This window comes from Mucilaginibacter sp. GW821-FHT07G05, from assembly GCF_059418565.1.
On record NZ_JBWKQC010000013.1, the window covers coordinates 49,479 to 73,376 of the forward strand.

At 43.5% G+C, this 23,898-nt stretch carries 30 protein-coding genes and 1 tRNA gene; 10 read left to right on the plus strand and 21 right to left on the minus strand.

The features are described 5' to 3' along the window. Nucleotides 1-138: 138 nt before the first annotated feature. From AC07NA_RS24110 to AC07NA_RS24160, 11 genes are all read right to left on the minus strand, one after another. Nucleotides 139-369 (minus strand): hypothetical protein, encoded by a 231-nt coding sequence (locus tag AC07NA_RS24110; protein WP_494900413.1) that lies wholly within the window; start codon nucleotides 367-369, stop codon nucleotides 139-141. Between the two features lie 70 nt (nucleotides 370-439). Continuing rightward, nucleotides 440-772 carry an MGMT family protein gene (locus AC07NA_RS24115; RefSeq protein WP_494900415.1) on the minus strand — a complete coding sequence of 111 codons (333 nt, stop codon included), beginning with the start codon at nucleotides 770-772 and terminating at the stop codon, nucleotides 440-442. A 5-nt stretch (nucleotides 773-777) separates the two neighbouring features. After that, nucleotides 778-1,428, minus strand: coding sequence for a tRNA (guanosine(46)-N7)-methyltransferase TrmB (gene trmB, locus AC07NA_RS24120; RefSeq protein ID WP_494900417.1), 651 nt, complete (start codon nucleotides 1,426-1,428; stop codon nucleotides 778-780). A gap of 69 nt (nucleotides 1,429-1,497) precedes the next feature. Continuing rightward, entirely contained in the window at nucleotides 1,498-1,944 is a 447-nt protein-coding gene (locus AC07NA_RS24125) for a hypothetical protein (RefSeq protein ID WP_345213380.1), read from the minus strand. 6 nt (nucleotides 1,945-1,950) lie between these two features. Next, complete coding sequence (locus AC07NA_RS24130) at nucleotides 1,951-2,289, minus strand: phage holin family protein (RefSeq protein ID WP_494900419.1); 339 nt, start codon at nucleotides 2,287-2,289, stop codon at nucleotides 1,951-1,953. A 60-nt stretch (nucleotides 2,290-2,349) separates the two neighbouring features. Continuing rightward, on the minus strand, nucleotides 2,350-2,616 hold the full coding sequence (locus AC07NA_RS24135; RefSeq protein ID WP_345213378.1) for a YtxH domain-containing protein: 267 nt from the start codon (nucleotides 2,614-2,616) through the stop codon (nucleotides 2,350-2,352). 147 nt (nucleotides 2,617-2,763) lie between these two features. After that, nucleotides 2,764-3,807, minus strand: a complete 1,044-nt coding sequence (locus AC07NA_RS24140) for an AI-2E family transporter (protein WP_494900421.1) — start codon at nucleotides 3,805-3,807, stop codon at nucleotides 2,764-2,766. Nucleotides 3,808-3,905: 98 nt separating this feature from the next. Beyond that, nucleotides 3,906-4,106 (minus strand): hypothetical protein, encoded by a 201-nt coding sequence (locus tag AC07NA_RS24145; RefSeq protein WP_345213376.1) that lies wholly within the window; start codon nucleotides 4,104-4,106, stop codon nucleotides 3,906-3,908. 8 nt (nucleotides 4,107-4,114) lie between these two features. Further along, entirely contained in the window at nucleotides 4,115-5,563 is a 1,449-nt protein-coding gene (locus tag AC07NA_RS24150; protein WP_494900423.1) for a sigma-54-dependent transcriptional regulator, read from the minus strand. Between the two features lie 110 nt (nucleotides 5,564-5,673). Beyond that, nucleotides 5,674-6,456 (minus strand): enoyl-CoA hydratase/isomerase family protein, encoded by a 783-nt coding sequence (locus tag AC07NA_RS24155; protein ID WP_494900425.1) that lies wholly within the window; start codon nucleotides 6,454-6,456, stop codon nucleotides 5,674-5,676. 10 nt (nucleotides 6,457-6,466) lie between these two features. After that, nucleotides 6,467-6,889 (minus strand): cobalamin B12-binding domain-containing protein, encoded by a 423-nt coding sequence (locus AC07NA_RS24160; protein WP_494900427.1) that lies wholly within the window; start codon nucleotides 6,887-6,889, stop codon nucleotides 6,467-6,469. Between the two features lie 641 nt (nucleotides 6,890-7,530). Between AC07NA_RS24160 and AC07NA_RS24165 the strand changes: the two genes are divergently transcribed. The 3 genes from AC07NA_RS24165 (at nucleotide 7,531) to AC07NA_RS24175 (ending at nucleotide 11,057) form a co-directional block, all read left to right on the plus strand. Beyond that, nucleotides 7,531-9,186, plus strand: a complete 1,656-nt coding sequence (locus AC07NA_RS24165; protein ID WP_494900429.1) for a glutamine--tRNA ligase/YqeY domain fusion protein — start codon at nucleotides 7,531-7,533, stop codon at nucleotides 9,184-9,186. 53 nt (nucleotides 9,187-9,239) lie between these two features. Then, on the plus strand, nucleotides 9,240-9,503 hold the full coding sequence (locus AC07NA_RS24170; protein ID WP_494900430.1) for a hypothetical protein: 264 nt from the start codon (nucleotides 9,240-9,242) through the stop codon (nucleotides 9,501-9,503). A 90-nt stretch (nucleotides 9,504-9,593) separates the two neighbouring features. Continuing rightward, nucleotides 9,594-11,057 carry a hypothetical protein gene (locus AC07NA_RS24175; protein ID WP_494900431.1) on the plus strand — a complete coding sequence of 488 codons (1,464 nt, stop codon included), beginning with the start codon at nucleotides 9,594-9,596 and terminating at the stop codon, nucleotides 11,055-11,057. 25 nt (nucleotides 11,058-11,082) lie between these two features. Here AC07NA_RS24175 and AC07NA_RS24180 read toward each other — a convergent pair whose 3' ends face one another. The 3 genes from AC07NA_RS24180 to era form a co-directional block, all read right to left on the minus strand. Further along, the gene (locus AC07NA_RS24180; RefSeq protein WP_494900433.1) at nucleotides 11,083-11,292 is read right to left on the minus strand and encodes a YqaE/Pmp3 family membrane protein; all 210 of its coding nucleotides are present in this window, start codon (nucleotides 11,290-11,292) and stop codon (nucleotides 11,083-11,085) included. A gap of 499 nt (nucleotides 11,293-11,791) precedes the next feature. Further along, nucleotides 11,792-13,093, minus strand: a complete 1,302-nt coding sequence (der, locus tag AC07NA_RS24185; RefSeq protein ID WP_494900434.1) for a ribosome biogenesis GTPase Der — start codon at nucleotides 13,091-13,093, stop codon at nucleotides 11,792-11,794. Nucleotides 13,094-13,226: 133 nt separating this feature from the next. Next, the gene (gene era / locus AC07NA_RS24190) at nucleotides 13,227-14,102 is read right to left on the minus strand and encodes a GTPase Era (RefSeq protein ID WP_345213365.1); all 876 of its coding nucleotides are present in this window, start codon (nucleotides 14,100-14,102) and stop codon (nucleotides 13,227-13,229) included. Between the two features lie 145 nt (nucleotides 14,103-14,247). Here era and AC07NA_RS24195 point away from each other — a divergent pair. Beyond that, nucleotides 14,248-14,320 (plus strand) — tRNA-Met (locus AC07NA_RS24195). A gap of 91 nt (nucleotides 14,321-14,411) precedes the next feature. Here AC07NA_RS24195 and AC07NA_RS24200 read toward each other — a convergent pair. After that, nucleotides 14,412-14,825: a hypothetical protein gene (locus tag AC07NA_RS24200; protein ID WP_494900435.1), complete on the minus strand. Its 414-nt coding sequence runs from the start codon at nucleotides 14,823-14,825 to the stop codon at nucleotides 14,412-14,414. A gap of 188 nt (nucleotides 14,826-15,013) precedes the next feature. Here AC07NA_RS24200 and AC07NA_RS24205 point away from each other — a divergent pair, with 188 nt between their 5' ends. Then, complete coding sequence (locus AC07NA_RS24205) at nucleotides 15,014-15,340, plus strand: Imm32 family immunity protein (protein ID WP_494900436.1); 327 nt, start codon at nucleotides 15,014-15,016, stop codon at nucleotides 15,338-15,340. A 50-nt stretch (nucleotides 15,341-15,390) separates the two neighbouring features. Here AC07NA_RS24205 and AC07NA_RS24210 read toward each other — a convergent pair whose 3' ends face one another. The 3 genes from AC07NA_RS24210 to AC07NA_RS24220 all read right to left on the minus strand — a co-directional run bounded on the left by AC07NA_RS24210 (nucleotide 15,391) and on the right by AC07NA_RS24220 (nucleotide 17,369). Continuing rightward, a complete protein-coding gene (locus tag AC07NA_RS24210) occupies nucleotides 15,391-15,993 on the minus strand; it encodes a Crp/Fnr family transcriptional regulator (RefSeq protein ID WP_494900438.1) in 603 nt (200 codons plus the stop codon). Further along, complete coding sequence (locus AC07NA_RS24215) at nucleotides 15,990-16,700, minus strand: alpha/beta fold hydrolase (RefSeq protein ID WP_494900440.1); 711 nt, start codon at nucleotides 16,698-16,700, stop codon at nucleotides 15,990-15,992. Before AC07NA_RS24215 ends, AC07NA_RS24210 begins: the two co-directional genes overlap by 4 nt. An 81-nt stretch (nucleotides 16,701-16,781) precedes the next feature. After that, on the minus strand, nucleotides 16,782-17,369 hold the full coding sequence (locus tag AC07NA_RS24220; RefSeq protein WP_494900442.1) for a Crp/Fnr family transcriptional regulator: 588 nt from the start codon (nucleotides 17,367-17,369) through the stop codon (nucleotides 16,782-16,784). Between the two features lie 220 nt (nucleotides 17,370-17,589). Between AC07NA_RS24220 and AC07NA_RS24225 the strand changes: the two genes are divergently transcribed. From AC07NA_RS24225 to AC07NA_RS24240, 4 genes are all read left to right on the plus strand, one after another. Then, nucleotides 17,590-18,183: a hypothetical protein gene (locus AC07NA_RS24225; RefSeq protein WP_494900444.1), complete on the plus strand. Its 594-nt coding sequence runs from the start codon at nucleotides 17,590-17,592 to the stop codon at nucleotides 18,181-18,183. A 330-nt stretch (nucleotides 18,184-18,513) separates the two neighbouring features. Beyond that, nucleotides 18,514-18,840: an Imm32 family immunity protein gene (locus AC07NA_RS24230; protein WP_494900446.1), complete on the plus strand. Its 327-nt coding sequence runs from the start codon at nucleotides 18,514-18,516 to the stop codon at nucleotides 18,838-18,840. Nucleotides 18,841-18,876: 36 nt separating this feature from the next. Further along, complete coding sequence (locus AC07NA_RS24235) at nucleotides 18,877-19,482, plus strand: hypothetical protein (RefSeq protein ID WP_494900448.1); 606 nt, start codon at nucleotides 18,877-18,879, stop codon at nucleotides 19,480-19,482. 1 nt (nucleotide 19,483) lies between these two features. Then, nucleotides 19,484-20,098, plus strand: a complete 615-nt coding sequence (locus AC07NA_RS24240; RefSeq protein WP_494900450.1) for a hypothetical protein — start codon at nucleotides 19,484-19,486, stop codon at nucleotides 20,096-20,098. Between the two features lie 159 nt (nucleotides 20,099-20,257). On the opposite strand, the gene AC07NA_RS24245 is transcribed toward AC07NA_RS24240, so the two are convergent. Beyond that, a complete protein-coding gene (locus tag AC07NA_RS24245; protein ID WP_494900451.1) occupies nucleotides 20,258-20,836 on the minus strand; it encodes a TlpA family protein disulfide reductase in 579 nt (192 codons plus the stop codon). Further along, nucleotides 20,833-22,230, minus strand: a complete 1,398-nt coding sequence (locus tag AC07NA_RS24250) for a hypothetical protein (protein WP_494900452.1) — start codon at nucleotides 22,228-22,230, stop codon at nucleotides 20,833-20,835. Before AC07NA_RS24250 ends, AC07NA_RS24245 begins: the two co-directional genes overlap by 4 nt. A 244-nt stretch (nucleotides 22,231-22,474) precedes the next feature. Between AC07NA_RS24250 and AC07NA_RS24255 the strand changes: the two genes are divergently transcribed. Further along, entirely contained in the window at nucleotides 22,475-22,774 is a 300-nt protein-coding gene (locus AC07NA_RS24255; protein WP_494900454.1) for a hypothetical protein, read from the plus strand. A 55-nt stretch (nucleotides 22,775-22,829) separates the two neighbouring features. Here AC07NA_RS24255 and AC07NA_RS24260 read toward each other — a convergent pair whose 3' ends face one another. Further along, the gene (locus AC07NA_RS24260; protein ID WP_494900456.1) at nucleotides 22,830-23,867 is read right to left on the minus strand and encodes a redoxin domain-containing protein; all 1,038 of its coding nucleotides are present in this window, start codon (nucleotides 23,865-23,867) and stop codon (nucleotides 22,830-22,832) included. Nucleotides 23,868-23,898: the final 31 nt, after the last annotated feature.

A 23,898-nucleotide genomic window follows, 5' to 3' on the forward strand; every position in this document is an offset into this window, starting at 1 on the left:
ATAATTGGTTACTCAAATTTAACCAAAATATTCCGGTATTATCAGGTTCGAGGTTTCAGGTTCCGGGGGCGAGTGGTATTGCTAATTGTACTCAATCACACACGCTTTAGAAACTCGAACCAGGAGCCTTAATTAATATTAATGGATCGGTCCCGGTTTGGCGGTATCTGATACCGTGGTATCGGCCGGGTTAACCTTTACCGGGGTATCCGTCGCCGCGGGTGTATTTGTTGTAGAAGTAGTTGGTGTGTCGATCTTTGGGCTGTCGGTGGCAACCGATGTATCTCCGGCGTTACTGTCGGGAGCGCCGCCGCATGCCGCCAGTGCTAACGTAGCGCATAAACAGGCTGTTAAAAGTTTGTGTTTCATGGCGATGTGTTTTTGATTCAAACACACGTGTTGCCTTAATGGTTTGGATTATTTGTGTGTGCTACCCATCTTACAGTAATTCAATAGATGGATCCCAGAATACGGTTTTGAAGTTCTGTACCTTGTTGTCTTCTACAACTATACCCTCGCTGGCCAGCATCTGTTCCATAAGGTCGAACGTTGGGAAATGGAATTTGCCCGTAAGCAAACCCTGGCTGTTCACTACCCGGTGTGCCGGTACAGGGGGCTGTGCACCGCCTGCTGCCCCCATGGCGTAACCTACCACGCGTGCCGATCTTTTTGAACCCAGGAAATGGCCTATGGCACCATAAGAGGTAACCCGCCCGGCAGGAATTTGCCGAACCACTTCATATACCCGTTCAAAAAAATTATCGTCGGCCATGGGTTTTATTCAAATGAAAATTTGATGTAGTTGATGTTTTTATTATGCTGAAGATACTTCTTTTCGTAATAAGTTTTAATAGATAATACTTCATCTGCAAACTCCGAATGGTAAAGGTCTTCCGTTTTGATATGCGCTTTTAAGCCTTGTTCTTCAACTTGTTCGGCGGTGTAGGCATAAAAACCATCGTTATCGGTTTTAAGATTGATGCAGCCGCCCGGTTTAAGTATTTGCTTGTACATGTTTAAAAAACGCGGTGAGGTAAGGCGTTTCTTTTCGCGGCTTATCTGCGGTTGCGGGTCGGGGAAGGTGATCCATATTTCGTCAATTTCGCCCTTGTTAAAGTACTCGATAATGGTTTCTATCTGTATACGTAAAAAGGCTACGTTATCAACGCCTTCTTCCAACGCGGTTTTAGCGCCGCGCCATATACGGTTACCTTTATAATCAACCCCAATAAAGTTTTTTTCGGGAAACAATTGGGCAAGGTTAACAGAATATTCGCCTTTACCACAGGCCAGTTCAAGCACAACAGGGTTACTGTTCTTAAAGAAATTTGCAGCCCACTGGCCTTTTAATACTTTGCCGGCTTCCAGCTCAAACACATTGCTAAAGGTAGCTATCTCGGCAAAACGCCTCAGTTTATCTTTTCCCACTTAAATATAATAAAGTGCAAAAATAACTTTTATGTTAAGCCCGGCGAAAAATGGCGTAAAATTTTATGCTTAGTAGGTTTCGCTTAGCGGCGGTATCCTTGGGTCGGGCTCGGGTTCTTGTTTCTTTTTACCGAGATGGATATTACCCACCAACGATTTCAGCTTGCCCCAAACACCGGTTACGGTATCTTCATTAACATAGGCCGATGCTTTTTGCGACAGCACCCCCACCAATGCTTTTACCAGGAAGTTTGATTTACGGAAGAAGGTTTTATTAAGCAATACAGGCAATACAAAACGCGATATCAAGCCTACAAAATCCTGCTTAAAAAAGCCCGCGCTCTTAATGCCGTCGGCAGTTGCGGATTTTGGGAACAGGGTTAACGCGGTGGCAAACAGCGCCGAAGGACTGCTGAAGCGTTGTTTTAATAATGCCGCCTGCTGCGTTTCAGCAAGTTCAAGCCTTGATATCTCGCTGCGAAGGTCGTCGATACTTTTGATGGTGATACTTGTCATTGCCGGTTATTTAAAGAATTTTTTGATGAAGCCGTTCATAATTGGTCGCTCAAAACTGCGTTTGGCAGCCAGAATGATAATTACCAACAAAAGATAAAAACCTGCAACAGTACCAAAACCCTTCCAGTAAGAATGGAAAACATCAGCCAGGAACAGGGCAAGGGTGAAGCTTGCAAATAAGAAAGTCACTATTGCAATAACAACCACTATTAAATCAATAATAATACTTGATGCTATTGACGATCCTTTTTCAATAGCCTTGTATTTGGCCAGCTTAATACGCGTTTCAACGTACTCCTTAAGCTGATCAATAATGGGTTGTGTTGTATCTTTATTAGCTTCCATGTAATTTATTTACAAGCGCCGGATAACATTACCCGGCGCTTAGTTAAATTTATGTTTTAATTATGCGTGCTCAAGATCGTCCTGGTATTCTTGCTCAGCGCCTTTTATTTTAGTTTTAATGTTGTCAACAACCCTGTCTTTAAAACCAACCAGGTTATCAATTTCTGCTGCGGCGGTATCTTTGATAGAATCACCTAAGTTTTTTAATGATTCGCTCAGTTTATCGCGCGTTTCTGATCCTTTTTCAGGAGCAAACAACAACCCTAATGCCGCGCCTGCTGCTAATCCTGCCAGCAAAGCAACTACTGTTTTTGTGTTATCATTCATATCATATAAATTTTTAAGTTGAACATTTGTTTTAAAAATCGTTTAAATATCTTGCCAAACCTACGTTTTCGGCCAATTTAGCATGAATTTCTTTTTGTAATAACCCAATTTTAACATTTATAGTTTATTGGGCGGTCAAAAAAATCGCTAATTATCGGGGCCGGTGCGTATGCGGTCGAGCCGGTCGGCAGCCATGCGGTTGGTTTGATATATTTCCAGCAGCAATAAAAAGTACGATAGCAGCAGCGGCCCGAATACCAGCCCCAAAATACCGAACAGCGGCAGGCCGATAAATACGCCAATAACCGATATGATGGGATGCGTATTGGCTATCCGTTTGTTGATGATCATCCGCAATACATTATCAATATTGCCGATGAATAACACCCCGTAAGCTATGAGGATAACGCCTTTCAAACTATGCCCGTCAGACATCAGGATAATACCTGCCGGGATAGTAAGCGTAGGCGCGCCTACCACCGGTAAAAAGGAAATGAACGTACCTATCACTCCCCAAAATACAGGATCGGGTATACCGAAGATCCAGAAGCCGTTGGCCAGTAACGCGCCCTGAACTATCGAGATAATTCCCTGGCCTAATACGTTGGAGTAGGTAGAGTGCCGTAATTCGACAGCGAACTTCAGGGCATGCTGCTCACGGAAGGGCGCATACCTCAGTAAACCTGCTTCGAATTGACGCATCTGTACAAACATAAAGTACAGTAAAAAGTACATCACCAGCAGGGTGATAATAATATTGGCTGCGCTGCCCAGTATAGATGGGAACAGATCGGTAGTATAGGTGCTTAGCTTTTGCAGCGTGTTTTCGGCAAAGTGGGGCTGGTTGAGGTTTGAGCCGGCAAAGGCATCTATCTTTTTTAACCATTGCTCAATAGGGAAGGTATTGCTATTGAGACTGGCAATTTTACCGATCACCATAAAGCTTAGCAGCAGGAACGGGATGATAATTACCGTTAGCGACAGGAAGATAAGCAGCAAGGCTACAAAGGTGCCGTTCCAGCCCTTCTTTTCCACAAGGTACAGGTACAACGGCCTGAAAATGGTGAACAATACAATAGCGCCCAGTATGGCGCTGAACAGGCCGCTTAACGCGTAAACCAAAAAACAGCCCAGCAGCACAATGCTTACTAATACAATGTTATTGCGTTGCTTATAATTAAAAATCGACATGCAGGATAATTGAACGGAGGAACTATCAATTAAACAAAAAAACACTAAAAAGTTTTTTAGTGTTTAAGTATAATTCCTGTTAAAATTGGTCGTGTTTGTTATTCGCTTTTCAGCAGCTCTTCTATCTTTTTGCAACTGGCCATAATGGTGGTTACATAAAAGGTAAAATCGGGCGATGGATCGGGCACCTCATAATTTAACTGATCGAGACAAAGGTGAATATTGGATAGCTGATTGTTGATATCATGCCTTAACATCCTTAGCGAATCATTGTATTTTTCAGCAGCCTCATCCATCATTTATATACTTACTTGCCCAAATTTATGGCTTTCATTTTATTATACAAGGTTTTGCGGTCTATCTTTAAAATTTCGGCAGCCTTGGTTTTGTTAAAGTTCACCTCGCGCAGTACACGTAATATGGTTTCATATTCGGCCTCTAACGCGGCATTTTTTAAATCGTGTTTAGGGTGCTCTTTTACTTCCGGCGCTTCCGTTTGCTGGTGCTGCCCATGGTTAAAACTATGCGGATTAGGGCTGTAAGCCTCAAACGCCGGCATTTTATAGTTCGATATTTCGAGCGGTAATGCTTTCAACGGCACTTCATCACCTTCGGCAAGCAGGGCGGCACGGCGCACAATATTCTTTAACTCGCGGATGTTACCCGGCCAGCGGTAATTTAAAAAGCACTCCACCACTTCGGGCGAGAATGTGCTTACCGCGCGGCTCAACTCTTCGTTGGCTATCTTTAAAAAGTGCTCGGCCAGCAGCATAATATCGTTACCACGATCGCGCAGCGGCGGCATGTAAATACCAAACTCGTTAAAGCGGTGGTACAAATCCTCACGGAAACGCCCTTTTAAAATACTGTCCTGCAAATTCTCATTGGTCGCCACAATAATGCGCACATCCAAGTCGATCTCCTTGGTGCTGCCTATGCGTTTTACCTTACGTTCCTGCACGGTACGCAGCAGGGCTGCCTGTATATCGTATGATAGGTTACCTACCTCATCTAAAAACAGGGTACCGCCATTAGCCATTTCAAAGTGACCAATTTTGGTATACAGCGCGCCGGTAAATGAACCCTTTTCATGCCCGAAGAATTCGCTCGCGGCAAGCTCTTTGGTTAACGAACCACAATCCATTGCAATAAAGGGTTTGTTATGGCGCGGACTGCTCAGGTGGATGCTTTTGGCAACCGCCTCTTTACCCGTACCGCTTTCGCCCAATATAATAACGCTGTAGTTGGTTGGCGCTACCAGTTCTATCTGCCTAACCAGTTCTTTTGAGGGGCGGCTGGTGCCTACCACAAATTCGCCGGCTAAAACCTGCTTTTTATTTGTTTTTGATTTTTCGGGGATGGCGGCTACATCTTCATCCTCCTGCTGCAAGGCGTACTGGGTTTCAATAGCCTTGTTAATGGTGTTCAATATCTCATCAGGATACAGCGGCTTGGTGATATAATCATACGCCCCCATCTTAATAAGCTCAACAGCCATTTTAATATCCGAATAGCCGGTAATGATAATTACCCCGGTTTTAGGGTAAAGGGTTTTGATGTTCTTTAATATTTCTCGCCCATCAGTATCCTCCAAACGGTAATCGCACAAAACAAGATTAAACTCGTTGTTTTTCAAAAAATCCATCCCACTGGCACCATTCGACGCCGTTTCAACATCAAAGCCATTACGTGTCAAAAATTTCGACAACAGTAACGCAACATTAACTTCATCATCAATGATGAGTATTTTCTTCATATCGGAAAATTAGTATTACAACAGGTAAATATACGTACCCGCCCTTTATTATTATATTCTGAAAATATTAACTAAAGGTTTCAAAAAGCTAATATATGTAAAAACATACATTACTTTCCTTTAAAATCGGCTTTGCGCTTCTCTAAAAACGCGTTTACTCCTTCTTTCAAATCGCTTGTACCAAAACATTTCGAAAACTCATCTATCTCGGTTTCGAAGCCTTGTGCGCCCGGCAAAGTGGCCGCGTTAACTGCCTTAATTGCCGATGCAATGGCCAGCGGAGCGCGTAATAAAATCTTATTCAGCAGCTCTTCTGCCTTTGGCAGCAGTTCGGCGGGGCTTACCACATGGTTTATTAAACCATATTGATAACCTTCGGCCGCGCTGATCATATCTGCCGTCATGATCATTTCGAGCGCTTTGCCCCGGCCAACCAGGCGTGTTAAACGCTGTGTACCGCCGTAGCCCGGTATAAGCCCCAAGGTTACTTCGGGCAAACCCAGCTTAGCATTATCGCTCGCTATGCGGATATGACAGGCCATAGCCAGCTCAAGGCCGCCACCAAGTGCAAACCCGTTTACGGCTGCTATCACCGGTTTGTTACCATTTTCAATAATATCAAATACTTTTGTTTGCGCGTCGAGCGCCATATTGCGCCCCCCGGCTATATCCAAAGCGGCAAATTCGGCAATGTCAGCACCTGCTACAAAAGCCTTTGGGCCTGCGCCGGTGATTATTATACCGCCAATGCCCTCATCATTAAAGCCGGTGGTAATTGCTACGTGTAACTCGGCTAAGGTGGCCTTGTTCAATGCGTTCAGTTTGCTTTCGCGGTTAATAGTGATGTACTGTATACGACCTTTTTGTTCTGATAATATATTTTCGAAACCCATTTTTGTTCAATTAAAAATTACGGTGCTCATGCACCCATGCGGTTATATATTGCACAATATCCTGCGTGCTGGTACCCGGCGGAAACAGTTCGCCTACCCCCATTTGCTTTAATACCGCCGCGTCATCTGCCGGAATGATCCCTCCCCCGGTAATGAGCACATCATCCATATTTTTCTCTTTTACCAGTTTAAGGATCTTCGGGAAAACCGTCATGTGCGCGCCGGAGAGTATGGAAATACCAATGGCATCAACATCCTCCTGCAAGGCGGTATTTACCACCATTTCGGGCGTTTGGCGCAGACCGGTATAAATCACTTCCATGCCGGCATCGCGCAAAGTTGTAGCAATAATGCGTGCGCCGCGGTCGTGCCCGTCGAGCCCTACTTTTGCAACTAAAACGCGGATTGGGCGGTTAAATGGGTTTATGCTCATGGGCTGCTACACCGTTTGGTATTTTGTAAATGTAATAGAAAATTTGATTCGCAACTGAACGTTGCATCGCATTTTTTCTAATAACGACATTCCTGTTTTGTTTACAATCTACCCGCATTAGCATGCCCGGCAACTTAAGGATAAAAAGTTAAAAACAGATCCTTAGGCAAAGCAAACCACATAGTTAACTCACCCGGTCTACGCTTCGCTGGACCACCCTCTCTGCTGCGCAAAGATGGATGAATAAAATAAGAATAAAACTATAACCCCTCTTTGCGCAGCAGAGCAGGGGTGACGAGCGCAGCGATGTCGGGGTGAGTCAATATTGAGCAATTCTTAAATTGACGGCTACAACCCGCATTAGGGATTGCAGTGAAAAGCCCGCAGCGTGTGAGTGGGTCCCCGGAGCGGAGGGAAACGCGAGGGCTTGTAACGGAAAGCCCGGGCCGCAGGCAATGCCCTAATTATTAAAACTTAAGCTTAAATACTTGCAACACTACTAATAAATTAAAAGCCTACCCCTTCTGCCCTTTTTAATTTAGGCAGAACAATCACTAACGTAACGCAAGCAAAACAGTCACCTTACATAAATTCTCGTTTTTTTCGCAATTAAGTTAACTTTGCTATTGTAAATAATACTCATGAGCGAAGAAAGATCATTAAACTTTATAGAAGAAATTGTTGAAGAAGATATACGTGCCGGTAAGAACGGCGGCCGGGTACTTACCCGTTTCCCGCCCGAGCCTAACGGTTACCTGCATATAGGCCACGCCAAATCTATTTGCCTTAACTTTGGTTTGGCACTTAAATACGGCGGCAAAACCAATCTGCGGTTTGATGATACCAACCCTGTTAAAGAGGATGTTGAATATGTTGACAGCATAAAGGCCGACGTAAAATGGCTGGGCTTTGAATGGGCCGAAGAGCTTTACGCGTCGGATTATTTTGATAAGCTATACGACTTTGCCGTGGCCCTCATCAGCAAAGGCCTGGCTTATGTTGACGATAGCACCGCCGAAGAAATTGCCGCCAAAAAAGGTACGCCTACCGAACCCGGTACGCCTACCCAATACCGCAGCCGCAGTGTAGAAGAAAACCTGCAACTGTTTGCCGATATGAAAGCCGGTAAATACCCGGATGGCGCTAAAGTATTACGCGCCAAAGGCGACCTGGCATCGCCAAACATGCACCTGCGCGACCCTCTGATGTACCGCATTAAACATGCACACCATCACCGTACCGGCGATGCCTGGTGCATTTACCCAATGTATGATTTCGCCCATGGCCAATCAGATGCCATTGAGCAGATCACCCACTCGATATGCACCCTGGAGTTTGTGCCACACCGTGCCCTTTACGATTGGTTTATTGAGCAGTTGAGCTTGTTCCCCTCGCATCAGTACGAGTTTGCGCGCCTTAACCTTAACTATACCGTAATGAGCAAGCGCAAGCTGCTGCAACTGGTAGAGGAAGGCCATGTAGAGGATTGGGATGACCCGCGTATGCCAACCATCAGCGGTTTGCGCCGCCGTGGTTATACTCCTGCCAGTATCCGCGATTTTTGTGAGCGCATCGGCGTAGCCAAGCGCGAGAACATGATAGACGTAAGCCTGCTGGAATTTTGCATCCGCGAGGACCTTAATAAAACCGCGTGGCGCCGTATGGCCGTGCTTGATCCGGTTAAACTGATCATCACCAACTATCCCGAAGGGCAAACAGAAATACTGCACGGCGAAAACAACCCCGAGGTTGAAGGCGGCGAGGGCGGTCGTGATATACCATTCAGCAAAGAACTGTGGATTGAACGTGAAGACTTTATGGAAGTTCCGCCGAAGAAATTCTTCCGTTTAGGTGTTGGCCTTAGCGTGCGCCTTAAAAATGCCTACATTGTTAAATGCGAGGATTTTGTGAAGGATGCCGATGGCAACGTAACCGAAATACACTGTACCTACATCCCCGAATCAAAATCGGGCAGCGATACCAGCGGCATCAATGTAAAGGGTACCATTCACTGGGTGAGCGTACCGCATGCTAAAACCGCCGATATCCGTTTGTACGACAGGTTGTTTAAGGTTGAAGACCCATCAAACGAGGATGGCGACTTTAAAGATTACATTAATCCGGATAGTTTAAAGGTGATTCCGGGATATATTGAGCCCGATCTGGCTACTGCTGTAACCGGTAAAGGTTATCAGTTTATCCGCAAAGGCTATTTCACTTTAGATAAACATTCAACCGCCGACAAGCTGGTGTTTAACCGCACCGTTACCTTGAAGGACGGCTGGGTGAAGAAATAAATAAGAATAAGATGCATAGTTAAACCTTATGGGCGATTATGCATCTTATTTGTATGAAAAAAATACTACCCTTATTACTTGCCCTTTGCGTTTTAGTTAGCTGTAAAATACCCGAAGCTATTTTGGGCATGAGCGAACCGCAGTTTAAAAAACAGCATCGTTACGCCAATGTTGTTGAAGCATCGGCCTACCGCAAGGTTTATAAAGAGCCTCTTTATGAGAGCTTTCGCTTTTACTATTTTAAGGATGGTAAATTGTTCCTGATAGATCAGGGTTATTTCCCGGAGAATGCTAAGGAAGCGGTGCCTTCGCGCTAAAGTAAAATTTAATGTATACATAATATAACAGGCTTGCAGTATATCGCTGTAAGCCTGTTATATTTGGGCACGTAATTAACCCCTTATTACATGAAAAAACTATTACTCTACGCAGTACTGGCACTTCTGCCATTTTTAACCTCCGCGCAAAGCGAACCACCCGTAAACAAAGATTTTGCTAATGATACAAAAGGCATAGCTGACTCCTTTAGCTGGGATGATCACATCAGCGTGATGCAAATTAACCTCAATAACGAAAAGTTCGACCTGGTAGCTATTGACGACAAGATGAACATTTTGTGGAAAACCACCCTTAACGGTTATGCCATATCATGCGGAAAATTTAAAGGAAAAATATTAGCCATAGCCGCCGAAAAGCATGGCGAAATAAGAGGTTTTAACGGTGTTTATAAAGGCTTTTTAATTGACCCCAAAACCGGCAAATCAAAAATTGAGAAAACAATATATGAAGGCAAGGGCGAATATTACGAAACCATAGCCAATTACTATACCGGCGATGGTACCTATTTCAGGATGGTGATACGCCAGAGCAATATGAAGCGGGCCATGTTTTCGTTTAGCCGCACCAAAACAAATTATGATAAAACAACAGATCTCACAGTTTTTGAGCTTAACGAGCGTTTAGATATAGCATCGGCCTTTAAACCCGTTATTGGCGATGGTACCATTATTGAAACAGCCGGTAATTACGATGCCGATCTTTTTGTGTCGGTTTTTAAAGGTGATAACACCATTGAAGTAAACAGGTACAACGCGGGCGCTAAAGTACCGTCGGGTGTGTTGAGCCAGGATATTGACCTGCCCACGAGTGCCGATAAAAGTATGCCGGGCAGGTACATCAAAACCATTGCTTCGGAAGCTGACCGTAACGTGGTTTACTTCAGCATTATGCACAAGAACTACGAAAAGGATATTCAGCTTGCTGTAGCGAAACTTGATTTTGCCAAAAAAACCAAACAGATCATCTCAGAGGTTTTTGACAGAAACCATATCAAAGAGATTAAGAAAGTTTTTGTAAAGCCTAATAAAGATGTTGACAAGCCTGAATTCGGTTCGTTTAATAATGTTGAGGTGCGCTATATCAGGGAATTAAATAACACCTTGCTGGTGGCTGTATCAAACAAGCATTTTGAACAGGGGCAGCTTGGCGCGTGGGGTGTTGAGCAAAGTATTATTATTAACGGTTATGATACCAACCTTAAGCAAAAATTTCAGCAGGTAATGCCAACACAATGCAGCTACACCATGATAGTGGTACCAACCGGTTACTATGCTGATAAGAATACACTTCATGTGATAGCTAACGATAAGGATGGGATGACATCGATAAGGGCCATACACGGCACGCTTGATATGCAAACCGGCGAATGGAAAAGCATGGAGATATTATCGAAAAAGAACCTTCGGAGTTCGTCGTTCTCGGATGGCTCGAACGCGTTGTGGTATAAAAACGGCTTTATATTGCCTTATGTAGCCATGGGCGGCATGTTCAGCATAACCAGCGACATCAGGCTGCAACAAAATCTATTTTAATTGCAGCCTGCAAGCAGGCGTAGTATTACCACGAGTACCGGTGACTGCGCCTTACCTCGCGAACCAGGCGACGATGACGTTTGGCTTCGTAATAATCCTGCGTTACCAGTACAGCATGTATAATGCCCGGTATCCAGAAGAACAGGGTAAGGATGATACTCAATATAAAGGCGCCAATGCGACCGGTAGTTAACACGGCAGCCGGCGGAAACAAAAAGCAAAGGAAGTAGCGCATAAGTTTAGTATTTAATATATGGTTTTGACGCGCGAAAGTGTGGAATGTTACAGATGATGTTTTGATGTGTAGATGATTTGATGTGCAGATGTGCAAATTAGCAGATGTGCAGATATGAGTATGTGCAGATGATGAGGCGATGCAGATTTTCCCTCCTCGGAGGGGCGAGCGTGGGGCATGCGCGGTAGCGGGGTGGGTTTATGCGATATTAATTGAAGCACAGGCACCTCCCCTAACTAAACCCGATAGCAGCGATACCGGCCCCGAGCCTAATGCCTGTGCCGTATAAGCGAATAGCGGGGCTATCGTAACCGATGCCCCGCTATTTTTGATTTTCAGAAAAATATTGGAATAGCTTTTATATTGTAGAAACCCACCCCGCCATTGCTCGGGCCTGCGCTCGCCCCTCCGAGGAGAGTAAAACTACATCAAGAAATCATCTGCACATCTGCTAATTTGCACATCTGCACATCAAATCCATCTGCACATCAAAATAAAACTACTTCTGCCTGAACCACACTTGCACCGTGGCGCCTGATAGTTCGAAGTTTTCGCGGAGTTTGTTTTCGATGAAACGATAGTAAGGTTCTTTTACGTACTGTGGCAGGTTGCAAAAGAACGCGAACATGGGTGATGTACCTGCTATTTGTGTTACGTATTTAATTTTAACGTATTTACCTTTTATTGATGGCGGCGGATAGTTCTCGATAATCGGCAGCATTACATCATTCAGCTTCGATGTTGGTATTTTGCGGCTGCGGTTTTCGTATACCTGGTTGGCGGTATCAATTACCTTCAGTACACGTTGCTTTTCGGTTACCGAGGTAAATACGATAGGCACATCGCTGAATGGCGCAAGTTTCTGGCGGATCTGCTCTTCAAATACCTTAACGGTTTTGTTGTTCTTTTCAATTAAATCCCACTTGTTTACCACGATCAGCACACCCTTTTTATTTTTTTCGGCCAGGTGGAAAATGTTGATATCCTGCGATTCGATACCTTCAACGGCATCTATCATCAGTATCACTACATCGGCCTCTTCTAATGCTTTGATGGTACGCATTACCGAGTAGAACTCGATGTTTTCTTTCACCTTGGTTTTCTTACGCAAACCGGCGGTGTCTATCAGCATAAAATCGTGACCGTATTGGTTATAACGAATGTGGATAGAATCGCGGGTGGTACCGGCTATCGGGGTAACAATATTCCTGTCTTTACCCAGCAGTGCGTTTATAATAGATGATTTACCTACGTTAGGGCGGCCAACAATGGCGTATTTAGGCAGGGCATTTTCTTCCGGAAACTCATCTTCAAAGTGTTTTACCACTTCATCAAGCAGTTCACCCGTGCCCGAACCTGTCATAGATGAAATGTTGTAGATCTCACCCAAACCAAGGCTGTAAAATAAAGTAGCGTCAGACTGTAAGGCATGGTTATCAACCTTATTTACCACTACAAAAACCGGCTTTTTGCCTTTACGAAGCAACGACGCAATTTCATCATCCAAATCGGTTACGCCGGTAGTTACATCAACCATGAACAAGATCACACTGGCTTCCTCAATAGCAATAACCACCTGCTCGCGAATGGCGGCCTCAAACACATCTTCAGAGTTGGCTACGTAGCCACCGGTATCAATCACGGTAAAGTGATGATCAGTCCATTCAGATACGCCGTAGTGCCTATCGCGCGTAACGCCGCTAAAGTCGTCAACGATGGCCTTGCGGGTTTCGGTTAAGCGGTTATATAAAGTTGATTTGCCTACGTTGGGCCTGCCCACTATGGCTACTATGTTACTCATTCTGTTTTGTTGTAAGTTGCGGGTTGTATGTTGCGAGTAGTTACCGCAAAATTACAACCATTTTTGATTATGATGTTAGATGCTAAAAAATTATGAGTACCTGCAACTCACAACCTATAACATACAACTGATTTTATTCGTACCCGAATTTTTTAAGGTAATTTTTTTTGCTGCGCCAGTCGGGTATTACTTTTACAAACATTTCCAGGAACACCTTGCGCTGAAAGAACTCTTCCATATCAAGGCGGGCGTATTTGCCCACTATTTTAAGCATACTGCCGGCCTCGCCTATCAATATATTCTTTTGCGAATCGCGCTCCACAATAATTTCGGCACTGATGCGGTGCAGCTTTTCGCCCTCCACAAAAGCGGTAACTATTACCTCGGCACTATACGGAATTTCTTTTTTGTATTGTTTAAAGATCTGCGCGCGTATCATTTCAGATGCGAAGAAACGGTCGTTACGATCGGTAAGCGCGTCTTTTTCATAATAAGCCGGGTGCTCGGGCAGGTGCTCGATAATAAAATCGAGCAGGCTTGCCGCGTTTGGCATGTGCAGAGCTGATATAGCGAAAACCGCTTTAGGGTTCAGCTTTTCCTGCCAGTAAGCAATTTTTTCGTTTACGGCGTCGGGGTTCGACTGATCTATCTTATTGATCAGCACCACCAGCGGGGCCGATGAGTTTTGCAGCTTCTCCATCACATCGTTCTCATCGTGCTTTTCGTTGATATCGGTAACCAGCAAAATAAGGTCGGCGTCAACAATAGAGCCTTCTACCTGGTGCATCATGCTCTCGTGAAGGGCATAATGCGGCTTAATGATACCGGGCGTATCTGAAAAAACGATCTGGTAGTTTTCGTGATTTACTATACCCAATATACGGTGACGTGTAGTTTGTGCTTTAGGCGTAATGATCGACATTTTTTCGCCCACGAGGTTATTCATGAGGGTTGATTTACCCGCGTTGGGTTTACCAATTATGCTTACAAAACCTGCCTTATGACTCATAAAAAAATATTTAAAATATTATTTGGACTGCAAAGAAACGAATTATATCTTTGCAGTCCAATAAAAACGGAGATGTTATTTGCATTTTCGCTAATTGGAAGCACCTTTCCGAAGTTATGACGGAATGCAACATATAAAAACACAGTGCGGGATGGAGCAGTTGGTAGCTCGTCGGGCTCATAACCCGAAGGTCGTAGGTTCGAGTCCTGCTCCCGCTACCTGAGTAAAATGAAAGCCTCTTAGAGAAATCTGAGAGGCTTTTTTTGTTTATGGTCGACTATTAGTTGTCGAAAAATAAAGTTCCTAATACTATTTGGGGGTATACTGAAAATCAACTCCTCCAAGCATAATCTCAGCTTCTGCTCTCGCCTTTAGAAGTTCTGGCATTTCAATAATATTAGCTTTATACCGAGAGAATGCATAATGAAGATGTCGCCATCCTTTCCGGCAGTTGTTTGCTTTGTTTCCTAAATTAAACGCTGTTATTAAAGTTAGGGAGGCAGTTGCAATAAAGGAAATATATGGCAAGACCCCTTTGTGAATCGCTGATTTGAGTGACCCTGAAATAAATGTAGTGACAAATACAGATGAAATTATAGCTATCAAGCCTAAAATGACATATACGGTATGCAGTTTTACAGCCATTCCATGATATACATCAAGTGCACGTAATATATCATTTTCTATTTCCTCAACTGAAGTTGGCGATCCTGGATTAATCATGATAATGGTTTTAGATAAAAATACAATTGATTTATTAATAATCAATGCGATAGTATAATAAACAGTTTAAATGAAGAACAGTAGGTCTGCATGACGGATTAAGGAGATCGAGATTGCCAACACCCTCCGGAAAATCCGGGAAACTTTTATTGTTTATATATTCGCCATTAAAAACAAGCAAACAATTCATGAAGAAATACGAACCACAAATTACAGGACACCTTGATATTTTTGTTGCAGAGAATGCAAATGAGATTGAAGGAAAAATAGAAAAATGGCAGGATGTATTAATTCACGGAGACCCGGAAGGATTGAGATCATTTGCCAAGCTTTTAATAGAAATAGCCGATTTAAACCAGGAGGATGCTACAGAACTTCCAATAGGCGCACGTGAGCATATTCACTTACGGCCAAACATTGAGATAAGTAAAAGCTCGGTACAGGTAATTGTAGGCAGAATTGACGCGAAAGGCACAGGTCATTTTTATAACAGGTATAAAAAACAGACCTCATAATGACTAATCAACATTGAATTCAAATAACTCCACCACTGGTCTAAAACACCCTATTCCGCTTTTTTCTTCTCAATCCGCTTCCTGATACGGCTTAGTGAAGGGTTGGTAATACCCAGGTACGACGAGATATGATACGCGGGTATACGCTCAATAATATCCGGGTGCTCCTGCAACAACCTGATGTAGCGTTCCTCGTGCGAGAAAAAGATGAACTCTTCGGTACGGGTTTGCGCTACCGAAAAGAACAACTCGGCCAGCAAGCGGCCAAACTTCGCCCAGTTAGCGTGGGTTTCATAAAGACTGTTAAGATCCTGGTAAGAAATGAAGAATATTTCCGAATCTTCCATCGCCTCAATAAAATACCAACATGGGTTGCGCGATACAAAACTGCGGAAGGACACTACAAACTGATTTTCCGAGAAAAAGAAGATGTTCTTATCCTCCCTGGTATCCGGGTCGCGATAATAGATACGGAATATGCCTTTTACAATAAGCCCGAGGTCATTACAAACCATGCTTTGCATGTTGAAGAAATCTCCCTTGTTGATCTTTCGCGGTTTCCAAAATGATTTGCTGTCGTTAATATCCTTATCGTTCAAGGGGGCAAAATCTTTCAGGTGCTGAAATACAATATCGTTTCTGTCGGTAGTCATATGGATGATTGTATAATTGGTTGTAAGTTAACAAAGCTTTCTAATACGGCGTTAAATGCCGCCGGTTTTTCCATCATAGGGGCATGTCCACATGCTGGTAGCATAATTAATTGCGCGTTGGGCAAGTTATCCCAAAATTGATAAGCGGTAGCCGGCGGTGTAATATGGTCATCGTTACCCCATATTAACAATACCGGTGTTTGTATCTCGGGCAGTAACTCAAGCACCTGTTCACGCTGTGTGGCTTTGGCCGCTTTAATAGTGCATAAGCATTTGTAAGTATTAGTGGTTACTTGCATTACTTCCGCAACCAACTCGTCGGTGGCTATGGCCGGGTCGTAAAATGTAGCGGCAACCCGCTCTCTTATATACGCGCTATTGCTGCGCTTTAAATAACTGCCAACCTGCATATTCTCATAAAGTCCGGAGCTGCCGGTGAGCACCAGTTTGGCAACATTGCCCGGGTGCCGGTGAGTGTACAATATAGCCACGTGCCCGCCCAGCGAATTGCCTACGAGAATAACGTTTTTTAGTTGGGCAGCGTGTATCATTGTTTCCAAAAAGTTCACCAGGAAATCCAACGTATCAGCCTTGTGTTTTTGGTACAATGGCAGTTCCGGAACGTAAACATCAAACTTGTTTTCAAAATGTGCCACCACGTCGGTCCAGTTGCTTAACCCGCCAAATAACCCGTGGAGTAAGATCATGCTTTGCTTCATAACTTTTTACCCCAAAACTATCTGCAAGGCCAAAACGGACTTGTGATTTCAGTCACAAAATAAGCGGCGCTACTTTGATATGGATAACCGTGCCCTGCTTAATGCTTCGCGACTGATATAAAGGTACCGCGCGATGTTGGTAAGCGTTACTTTTTGTATGATCATGGGCCTACGTTCAAGCAGGTAGCGGTAGCGCCCCAACGGACTTTTTAACGACAGGATATGCTGATGCTCTGATTGCTGTTCGGAGATCTCGCGGTACAGATCGAGGTTAACATGCAGCAAATTCAAATGCAAATCGTAAAGCGGTTGCAGTTTTTTAATGTTGATCTTCAATACAACGGCATCTTCAAGCGCGGTAATGCTCACGGCAGAAGGCGCCCTTTTGTTATAACTTTCGCAATTGGCCAAAAAATCATTCGCGAAGCCGAATTTGATGATCTTCTCATTGCTGTCCTCATCCAGAATAGAGAATTTGAATAACCCCGAAATTACAAAGGCCGAAAAGCGTGCCACCTTGCCATATCTTAAAAAAGCATCCCCCTTCCTGATGTGTTTAACGGTAGCTATACTATGCAGCAAAGCCCATTCCTCGTTGGTTACTACGGGATATTTTCTTTTAAGCGGCTCGTACCAATAAGGTAATTCGTGTTTCATAGCAACCGGGTTGTTAAATATGCTGAACGGGATATCTATATATAACAACTCAAATATAACAGGAATACGGCACACCCATTTTCACTTAAGTGAAAATTACAACCGTAAAACAAATGCAATCAAAAAGTCATTTCAAATGGCATTTTCACTTAAGTGAAAATTGTGCTGCCCAATGCTTTACACCTTTGACATAACGAATCACAAAAAGAATTTAAAGATCATGACAACAAGCACTTCACTTAATGCAGCACAAGCCCAACAGGCTGTTGAAACTGCAAAATCATTACGAAAACTATATTTCATACGCGCTGCCTTTTCGCTTACATGGGTTATTCTTGTAGCGCTGTTTGCAAAAACGTCCCCGGGGTTTGCCTCCATATTATTAATAATTTATCCGTTGTGGGATGTTGTGGGCACTTTCCTCGATATCCGCGCCAATAACGGCAGCACATCTAAGATGCCGCAATATGTAAATGCGCTTATCAGCAGTATTACCGCTATCGCCGTTGGTATAGCTTTGCAAAGGGGCGTTCCTGAAGCATTAATCGTTTTCGGAATTTGGGCCATAGGTACAGGATTGATCCAGCTGATATTAGGCATACGCCGCAGAAAACTTTTAGGAGGCCAATGGCCCATGATTATCAGCGGTGCGCAATCTACCTTGGGTGGTACTTCTTTTATCATCCTGGCACACGACCCAACAAAGGGCATCAGCAGCCTGGCCGGATACGCCGCATTCGGGGCCTTTTATTATTTGCTTGCAGCATTTCGTTTAGGCAAAACAGCTAAACAGGGTGCTATAACGGAGGGATAATAACGGAAGGTTGAAAGCCTGTAAATAGGAGAAAGCCCTTATATTACAGACATTCAAAAGCTTCTCAGATGTATCTGAGAGGCTTTTGAATGTTGATCAGTTTTTAATAAAAGAACTCGGGCCTCATCCGGATACATATATTACGAGCTTTCGCAATTGTATGATAAACTTGGCGATCAGCAGAAGGCTGTAAGTTATTTATATAAGTTTAATAATGTTAATGAAGCAGGTTATTTATAATAGAAAGGTTTCCTATAGGGAATGCATGAGGCTTTTTTGTTTATATTACTCTCCTTGATCATAAAGATCATTCTTCACAAAAAATGATACATGAAGCAGTATAAGTCACCGATTACAGGTCACCTTGATATTTTTGTTACAGATAATAAAGACGAATTTGAAGGGAAAATAGAAATGTGGCAGGACGTATTAATTCACGGTGACCCGGAAGGCCTGAGATCATTTGCTAAGCTTTTAATTGAAATAGCCGACTTAAATCAGGATGAAGTAACAGAACTTCCAGCGGGTGCACGTGAGCATATTCATTTACAGCCGGACATCGACATAAGTAAAAGTTCGGTGCAGGTAATTATAGGCAGACTTGACGCAAAAGACACGAAGCTTTTTTACGATAGATACAAAGGCAGAGCTCACTAAACTTATGTAGCTTTATGGCACCGAACCTTTAATTTAATGAAACGTCCTTTTCTTTTCGCTTTTATAATCGCGATATATTTTGCCTCCTGCGCTAATAATGAGCCATCATCTAAAGATGGCTTCAAACTACTTGACTTTAAATATTTCACCATCCGGGTACCCGAAAGCTGGGAGCGTGTTAATGTAAATGGTATAGATTCTTATGTAAGCGCGATTCGTATCGATTCTAATACTTTAATTGGCGTTGATTTAGGCTGGTATTCAGACCCATTAGAGGAAGGCAATAACACTGAATATTATACCGTGAAGGAAGGTAATATTTATAAGGTAGACACCTTGTTATCTACCACTCATAACAGCCATTTTGTTTACTTTGGTAAAGCCGATAGCATTAACCTTGAAAAGGTAAGAAGAAACAACATTCAATGGGCGGTTATTAATAATTATAAAGCTAAATTGGTTATTGCCAAAAGGCCAGGAATAGGAACAACGGGTGTTTATATTGATAGTTTATGGAATGCGGGCAGCTCAATTGATAAATTTCAACTCAGCGGGCATAATCTTAATCGTGAACAGCAGCAACTTCTTTTGGCCGCCATCAAAACATTAAAGTTCTACCGGCACCCGGATGAACGTAAATAGCATGCCTCTCCAAAACCGCGTTGATCCGCAAGGAAATATCTTCAGCACTGCTGCCCGTGGGGCGTGGCTGGGTAACCGGGGTGTGATCCACAATGAGGATAAACAAATTACGCGGCCGTTTAAGCTGAAGGCATGGATCACCTGCGCGTTGAGTTTCAGGGGCAGGCACCGCGAGATCATGCTGCCCGACCGCTGGACGGAGCTTTTCTTTTTGGATGAGGCCACCGCGTTTTCTGCCGGGCACCGGCCATGCTTTCAGTGCCGGTTTAAAGATCATCAACGCTTTAAATCATTTTGGTTAAAAGGAAACCCACAGCATGGCTTTAACCCAAAAACACCGGTGACCAAAATAGATGAGATCATTCACTCGGAAAGGATAGCGGCGGATAAATCGAAGATAACCTACAAAGCAAAACTTGCCTACCTGCCCGACGGTACTTTTGTGTTGCATGAAGCCGAGCCTTATCTTGTTAAAAATGGCACCTTACATTTATGGACACCGTCCGGTTATAAAACAAGCCTCGAAATACCGGCAGATGAAATAGTAACCGTACTCACACCTCGCAGCATTGTTAATATGTTTACGGCAGGCTATCAGCCGCAAATGGCTATTTAAAATACGCTCTACCCACAGGTATTGGGAAGACTACTTGTCATCTCGAACCGCAGGGAGAGATCTTCTTCGCCCTGTAAGTCTGCTACTTGCTCCGAGCAGAAGATTTCTCCTCGTACCTCGTTCGAAATGACAAAAAAATCATCTTCCCAACACCTGTGGTTACTCTGCCGACAAGCGTTTCAGCAAAGCGATGAATTTCAACGAAGAATAATCCGCCGTGCCATCGTGCCTGAAAACGATCTGTCCTTTTTTATTGATTACCACGGTGGCTGGTATGCTGCTGCCCGCCATGGTTTGCGGTATAGCGCTCTCGGCCGCGTACACCGGCAAATTGTAATGGTGTTTCGCCATAAATGCTGCCGATTTTTTAAGGTCGCCATCGGTATCTACTGCCAGCACAACAATGTTGGTGTCGGCTTTCAGTTGCGTGTGCATTTCATTTATGGCGGGCATTTCTGCCAGGCAAGGCAGACACCAGGTAGCCCAAAAGTTAATAAATACAACTTTGCCTTTCAGGCTTTCGAGGTGAAACTGTCGTCCCCGCGCATCGTGAAACACTACATTGGCAGCCTGTATATTTTTAGTTGAGCTATCAGCCACATCGGGCTGAAACAAGCCCACCTGCATTAAACCACGTATTAGCAATGCTTTTGCCGCAGGAACGAACAGGAGAGCCAGTATAACGGCGAAAAATAAGGCGTTCAGGATATTGCCGCGTGTTAACCATTTTTTGCTCATGGTGCCTGCCAGTTTGCATCGGTAAATGCAGGGTTAAACTCAATAGCCGTGGTGGTAACCGTAATGGTGTTCTTCCCGTCGGACGATTCGGTAACCGAGGGATAACTTATGTCGCCCTTCTCAACAAAATCGCGGTATACCGAATAATTAGGCGTGTTATTAACCGTGTAGGCATTGGCCTTCAGCTTATAATCGCTGCCAACCATATAAATGAGCTTGTTATTGTTTACAAAAAAAGTAAGCATATAATCGCCCTTTGATTCGGATACCGTTCCCGCCAGGAAATTCTTGTTCAGCTTTTTATGCAAACCCAGTATGCCCTGGTACAAGCTCAGCATCATTTCGGTTTTATCACTTTGCGATAGCGGCTTTTTAGCGCCGTTCACCCATTGCCAGCCGTCGTTGCCTTCCAGTTGTTTCACCATTAATAGTTTGCCATTCTGCCTTATTTCTACGCGCAGTTTATTAGCGGCAATATCGGTAAAAGTTACCGCTTGCAGGTTGCCCGTTATAGATGCCATTTCTTTTACCGTGGTGATTTTATCTATACCCGCGCCTCCACAGGCTTCGCGCAGCTTGCTCAACAGCAAAGCCGGCGATGGCAGCCCACCTGATGCTTTTGTAGCATTGGCCTGCGTTTTGGTAGTATTAGTAACAGGCTGCTTTGTATTGGCTACAGGTTTTTCACCCTCCTGCCGAAAGTAGAAGTTGCCATCCAGTATGATCATATCCTCCTCGTTAGGCGGACTGTAGAAAAAGCTATGCTTATTAACGGTGCCATTGCTAAAGGTAAGCGTGATCTCTCCCGGACTAAGCTTGTAAGTACCCAGTGTTTTGCTGTTGGTATTTGTTTTGCCGCCAATGGTACCGCCTGCAACATCGCCGCCAATACCTACCACGCCCGAATGATCTGTCGAGAAATTTCCCTTGCCGTCGAAATAAAGATAGTCGGACGAGAAGGCACCCACATTAGGCATCCCCGTGCCCATACCACCACTGCTTGATGCCGATTTCATTTCGTAACCCGCCGCGGCCAACATACTTACATTCTTCACTTTGTGCAAGGTATGCTTAATGCCCGATGTACTTTCGAGGTTGCCGTTCGCACTTAGCTTGTACTTTTTAATAGCCTTATCAAAGGTAAACTGCACTATACCATTGCTAATGGTGTATTTGCCGGTAACATTAGTTTTCCAGTTTTTGATGTTCAGTTTATCGGTATAGGTACCATCGTTTCTAAAATAGACCGCAATGTTTTCTATCTGCATACCATTGTAAGGGGTTGAATACAATTGCGCCCCCACGTATACGCCATCCAGCTTTTGCGCTTGCGCCGTGGCCAAAACAGCGTTTATAACAAACAGGCAGACTAACAGAACCTTATTCTTTTTCATAGGATGTTGGTTGTTTTTCAGTTTAGTTACGTGCGCTGTAAAGTTCTGAATTTCTTTTTACTTATTCTTTTATTGTTAAAAGCAAAAAAGACAAATAGCAAGAAGCAGGTGCATATTTAATTTATCTGCAAACTTCGCTTAATATAAAATTTAAACGGGAGAGATATTTGTGTTGTCAAACTATAAAGCTTGATGATTCTAATATAGTAGCTATATTAGAATCATCAACTTATACAAAATCACAATGACCGGTGTAGTCGCTAAATTTCAGCTAAGCAATGCCTTTAAACTAACCGGACGAGGATTGGTATTGGTAGGTGAAATTATAGATGGCCATGTTAATAAAGGCTATATTATCAGGTTATATGTTGATGGAACTTACATTGAGTATAAGATTAAGTCAGTTGAATTTGTAGATAGCTTGAAAAGCGGCAAAACAGAACTCGGGTTAATCATAGAAGCTACCGAGAATATACAAAACGCAGATGTGAATGTAATTGCAGCTACAAGGCAATTGTGTTTGGTTTTTCGCAACTCACCATAAAAGCTATTTTGCCAAGGCAAATTGCTCAGTTAAACTTTAGTTATTTCGGATTGCTTTATTTCAGATTCGCTATAATATCCTGTTCTGTAAGTCGGCTGTTATCGTAAACTTTAATTATTTTTCTATCGCCGTTCAGCAAAAAACGGAAGGGAATGAAGGTGATAAAGTAGTCACTTACCAACTTGCCATTCCAGCCCTGTAATTCAGATACATTTACCCAGGTATTGATGTTGTCCTGTTTAATGGCGTTTAACCAGGCTTCTGATTTATCATCAATAGAAACACTCACAATTTCAAGCCCTTTATCGGCATACTTTTTATACCACTCTATGTATTTGGGGTGTTCGGCACGGCAGGGCGCGCAAGAGCTTGCCCAAAAATCAATCAGAATAAGCTTTTTATCTTTTAATGATGACAGCTTGAACTCCTTGCCATCAATGGTGCGCATGGTAAAATCTTCAAAAACCTTTTCCTTGTCTATTTTCTCCTGCCTGTTCAGGTCTTTTTCCAGGCCCGCAATGTTATCGTCTTTCTTCATTTCGGGAGTAAGCATGCTGATATATTTTTTGGTGATGCTATCGCCCACAAAATAACGCACGCTGCTTACCATACCGGGTAACGATTTAAAGTTAGGGTGTTTCTTAAAAATAGCATCCATATACTGGCTGGCGGCTTTTTGCTGCTCGGCCCTGCCACCGGGGGCGTTTTTAGCAATAAAGCCAATATAGGTTTGTCGCGTAAAATCATCTAACACGGTAGCTTCGTTAGGACCGCTCGTTATTTTAGAATTAAACAGCACGTATTTACTTTCGGGATTACGGTATTCGTTGCATTGAAGCATATAGTTACCTTTCTCCAACCATATTTTATACAAAGAAGAACTATCAGTAGAAATAAACGCTTCGCTTGCCGCGGGTACTTCTCCGCTGAACTCAAAGGTTCCGTCGCTTTTTATGGGGATGATAAAACTACCCAGGCGGATGTTATTGCTTTTGGTAAGTCTTTCAACTTTACCATGAATAGTGAATTTTTGCTGGGCGATAAGGGCCGCGGTTTGCAGCAAACAGCATGCGAGAACGAGTATTTTTTTCATTTTTTGTGCGGATAACGGCAGCGTTTGTTAG

Bases quoted from the DNA above. Each gene is read 5' to 3' on its own strand.
- AC07NA_RS24235 (WP_494900448.1), top strand. From the start codon at position 18,877: ATGAAACGTCCTTTTCTTTTCGCTTTTATAATCGCGATATATTTTGCC.
- AC07NA_RS24115 (WP_494900415.1), bottom strand. From the start codon at position 772: ATGGCCGACGATAATTTTTTTGAACGGGTATATGAAGTGGTTCGGCAA.
- AC07NA_RS24175 (WP_494900431.1), top strand. From the start codon at position 9,594: ATGAAAAAACTATTACTCTACGCAGTACTGGCACTTCTGCCATTTTTA.
- AC07NA_RS24250 (WP_494900452.1), bottom strand. From the start codon at position 22,230: ATGAAAAAGAATAAGGTTCTGTTAGTCTGCCTGTTTGTTATAAACGCT.
- AC07NA_RS24155 (WP_494900425.1), bottom strand. From the start codon at position 6,456: ATGGGTTTCGAAAATATATTATCAGAACAAAAAGGTCGTATACAGTAC.
- AC07NA_RS24215 (WP_494900440.1), bottom strand. From the start codon at position 16,700: ATGATCTTACTCCACGGGTTATTTGGCGGGTTAAGCAACTGGACCGAC.
- AC07NA_RS24145 (WP_345213376.1), bottom strand. From the start codon at position 4,106: ATGATGGATGAGGCTGCTGAAAAATACAATGATTCGCTAAGGATGTTA.
- AC07NA_RS24225 (WP_494900444.1), top strand. From the start codon at position 17,590: ATGACAACAAGCACTTCACTTAATGCAGCACAAGCCCAACAGGCTGTT.
- AC07NA_RS24205 (WP_494900436.1), top strand. From the start codon at position 15,014: ATGAAGAAATACGAACCACAAATTACAGGACACCTTGATATTTTTGTT.
- AC07NA_RS24230 (WP_494900446.1), top strand. From the start codon at position 18,514: ATGAAGCAGTATAAGTCACCGATTACAGGTCACCTTGATATTTTTGTT.
- AC07NA_RS24260 (WP_494900456.1), bottom strand. From the start codon at position 23,867: ATGAAAAAAATACTCGTTCTCGCATGCTGTTTGCTGCAAACCGCGGCC.
- AC07NA_RS24240 (WP_494900450.1), top strand. From the start codon at position 19,484: ATGCCTCTCCAAAACCGCGTTGATCCGCAAGGAAATATCTTCAGCACT.
- AC07NA_RS24150 (WP_494900423.1), bottom strand. From the start codon at position 5,563: ATGAAGAAAATACTCATCATTGATGATGAAGTTAATGTTGCGTTACTG.
- AC07NA_RS24165 (WP_494900429.1), top strand. From the start codon at position 7,531: ATGAGCGAAGAAAGATCATTAAACTTTATAGAAGAAATTGTTGAAGAA.
- AC07NA_RS24135 (WP_345213378.1), bottom strand. From the start codon at position 2,616: ATGAATGATAACACAAAAACAGTAGTTGCTTTGCTGGCAGGATTAGCA.
- AC07NA_RS24245 (WP_494900451.1), bottom strand. From the start codon at position 20,836: ATGAGCAAAAAATGGTTAACACGCGGCAATATCCTGAACGCCTTATTT.
- AC07NA_RS24200 (WP_494900435.1), bottom strand. From the start codon at position 14,825: ATGATTAATCCAGGATCGCCAACTTCAGTTGAGGAAATAGAAAATGAT.
- AC07NA_RS24255 (WP_494900454.1), top strand. From the start codon at position 22,475: ATGACCGGTGTAGTCGCTAAATTTCAGCTAAGCAATGCCTTTAAACTA.
- era (WP_345213365.1), bottom strand. From the start codon at position 14,102: ATGAGTCATAAGGCAGGTTTTGTAAGCATAATTGGTAAACCCAACGCG.
- AC07NA_RS24180 (WP_494900433.1), bottom strand. From the start codon at position 11,292: ATGCGCTACTTCCTTTGCTTTTTGTTTCCGCCGGCTGCCGTGTTAACT.
- AC07NA_RS24160 (WP_494900427.1), bottom strand. From the start codon at position 6,889: ATGAGCATAAACCCATTTAACCGCCCAATCCGCGTTTTAGTTGCAAAA.
- AC07NA_RS24125 (WP_345213380.1), bottom strand. From the start codon at position 1,944: ATGACAAGTATCACCATCAAAAGTATCGACGACCTTCGCAGCGAGATA.
- AC07NA_RS24170 (WP_494900430.1), top strand. From the start codon at position 9,240: ATGAAAAAAATACTACCCTTATTACTTGCCCTTTGCGTTTTAGTTAGC.
- AC07NA_RS24110 (WP_494900413.1), bottom strand. From the start codon at position 369: ATGAAACACAAACTTTTAACAGCCTGTTTATGCGCTACGTTAGCACTG.
- AC07NA_RS24140 (WP_494900421.1), bottom strand. From the start codon at position 3,807: ATGTCGATTTTTAATTATAAGCAACGCAATAACATTGTATTAGTAAGC.
- AC07NA_RS24130 (WP_494900419.1), bottom strand. From the start codon at position 2,289: ATGGAAGCTAATAAAGATACAACACAACCCATTATTGATCAGCTTAAG.
- AC07NA_RS24210 (WP_494900438.1), bottom strand. From the start codon at position 15,993: ATGACTACCGACAGAAACGATATTGTATTTCAGCACCTGAAAGATTTT.
- der (WP_494900434.1), bottom strand. From the start codon at position 13,093: ATGAGTAACATAGTAGCCATAGTGGGCAGGCCCAACGTAGGCAAATCA.
- AC07NA_RS24220 (WP_494900442.1), bottom strand. From the start codon at position 17,369: ATGAAACACGAATTACCTTATTGGTACGAGCCGCTTAAAAGAAAATAT.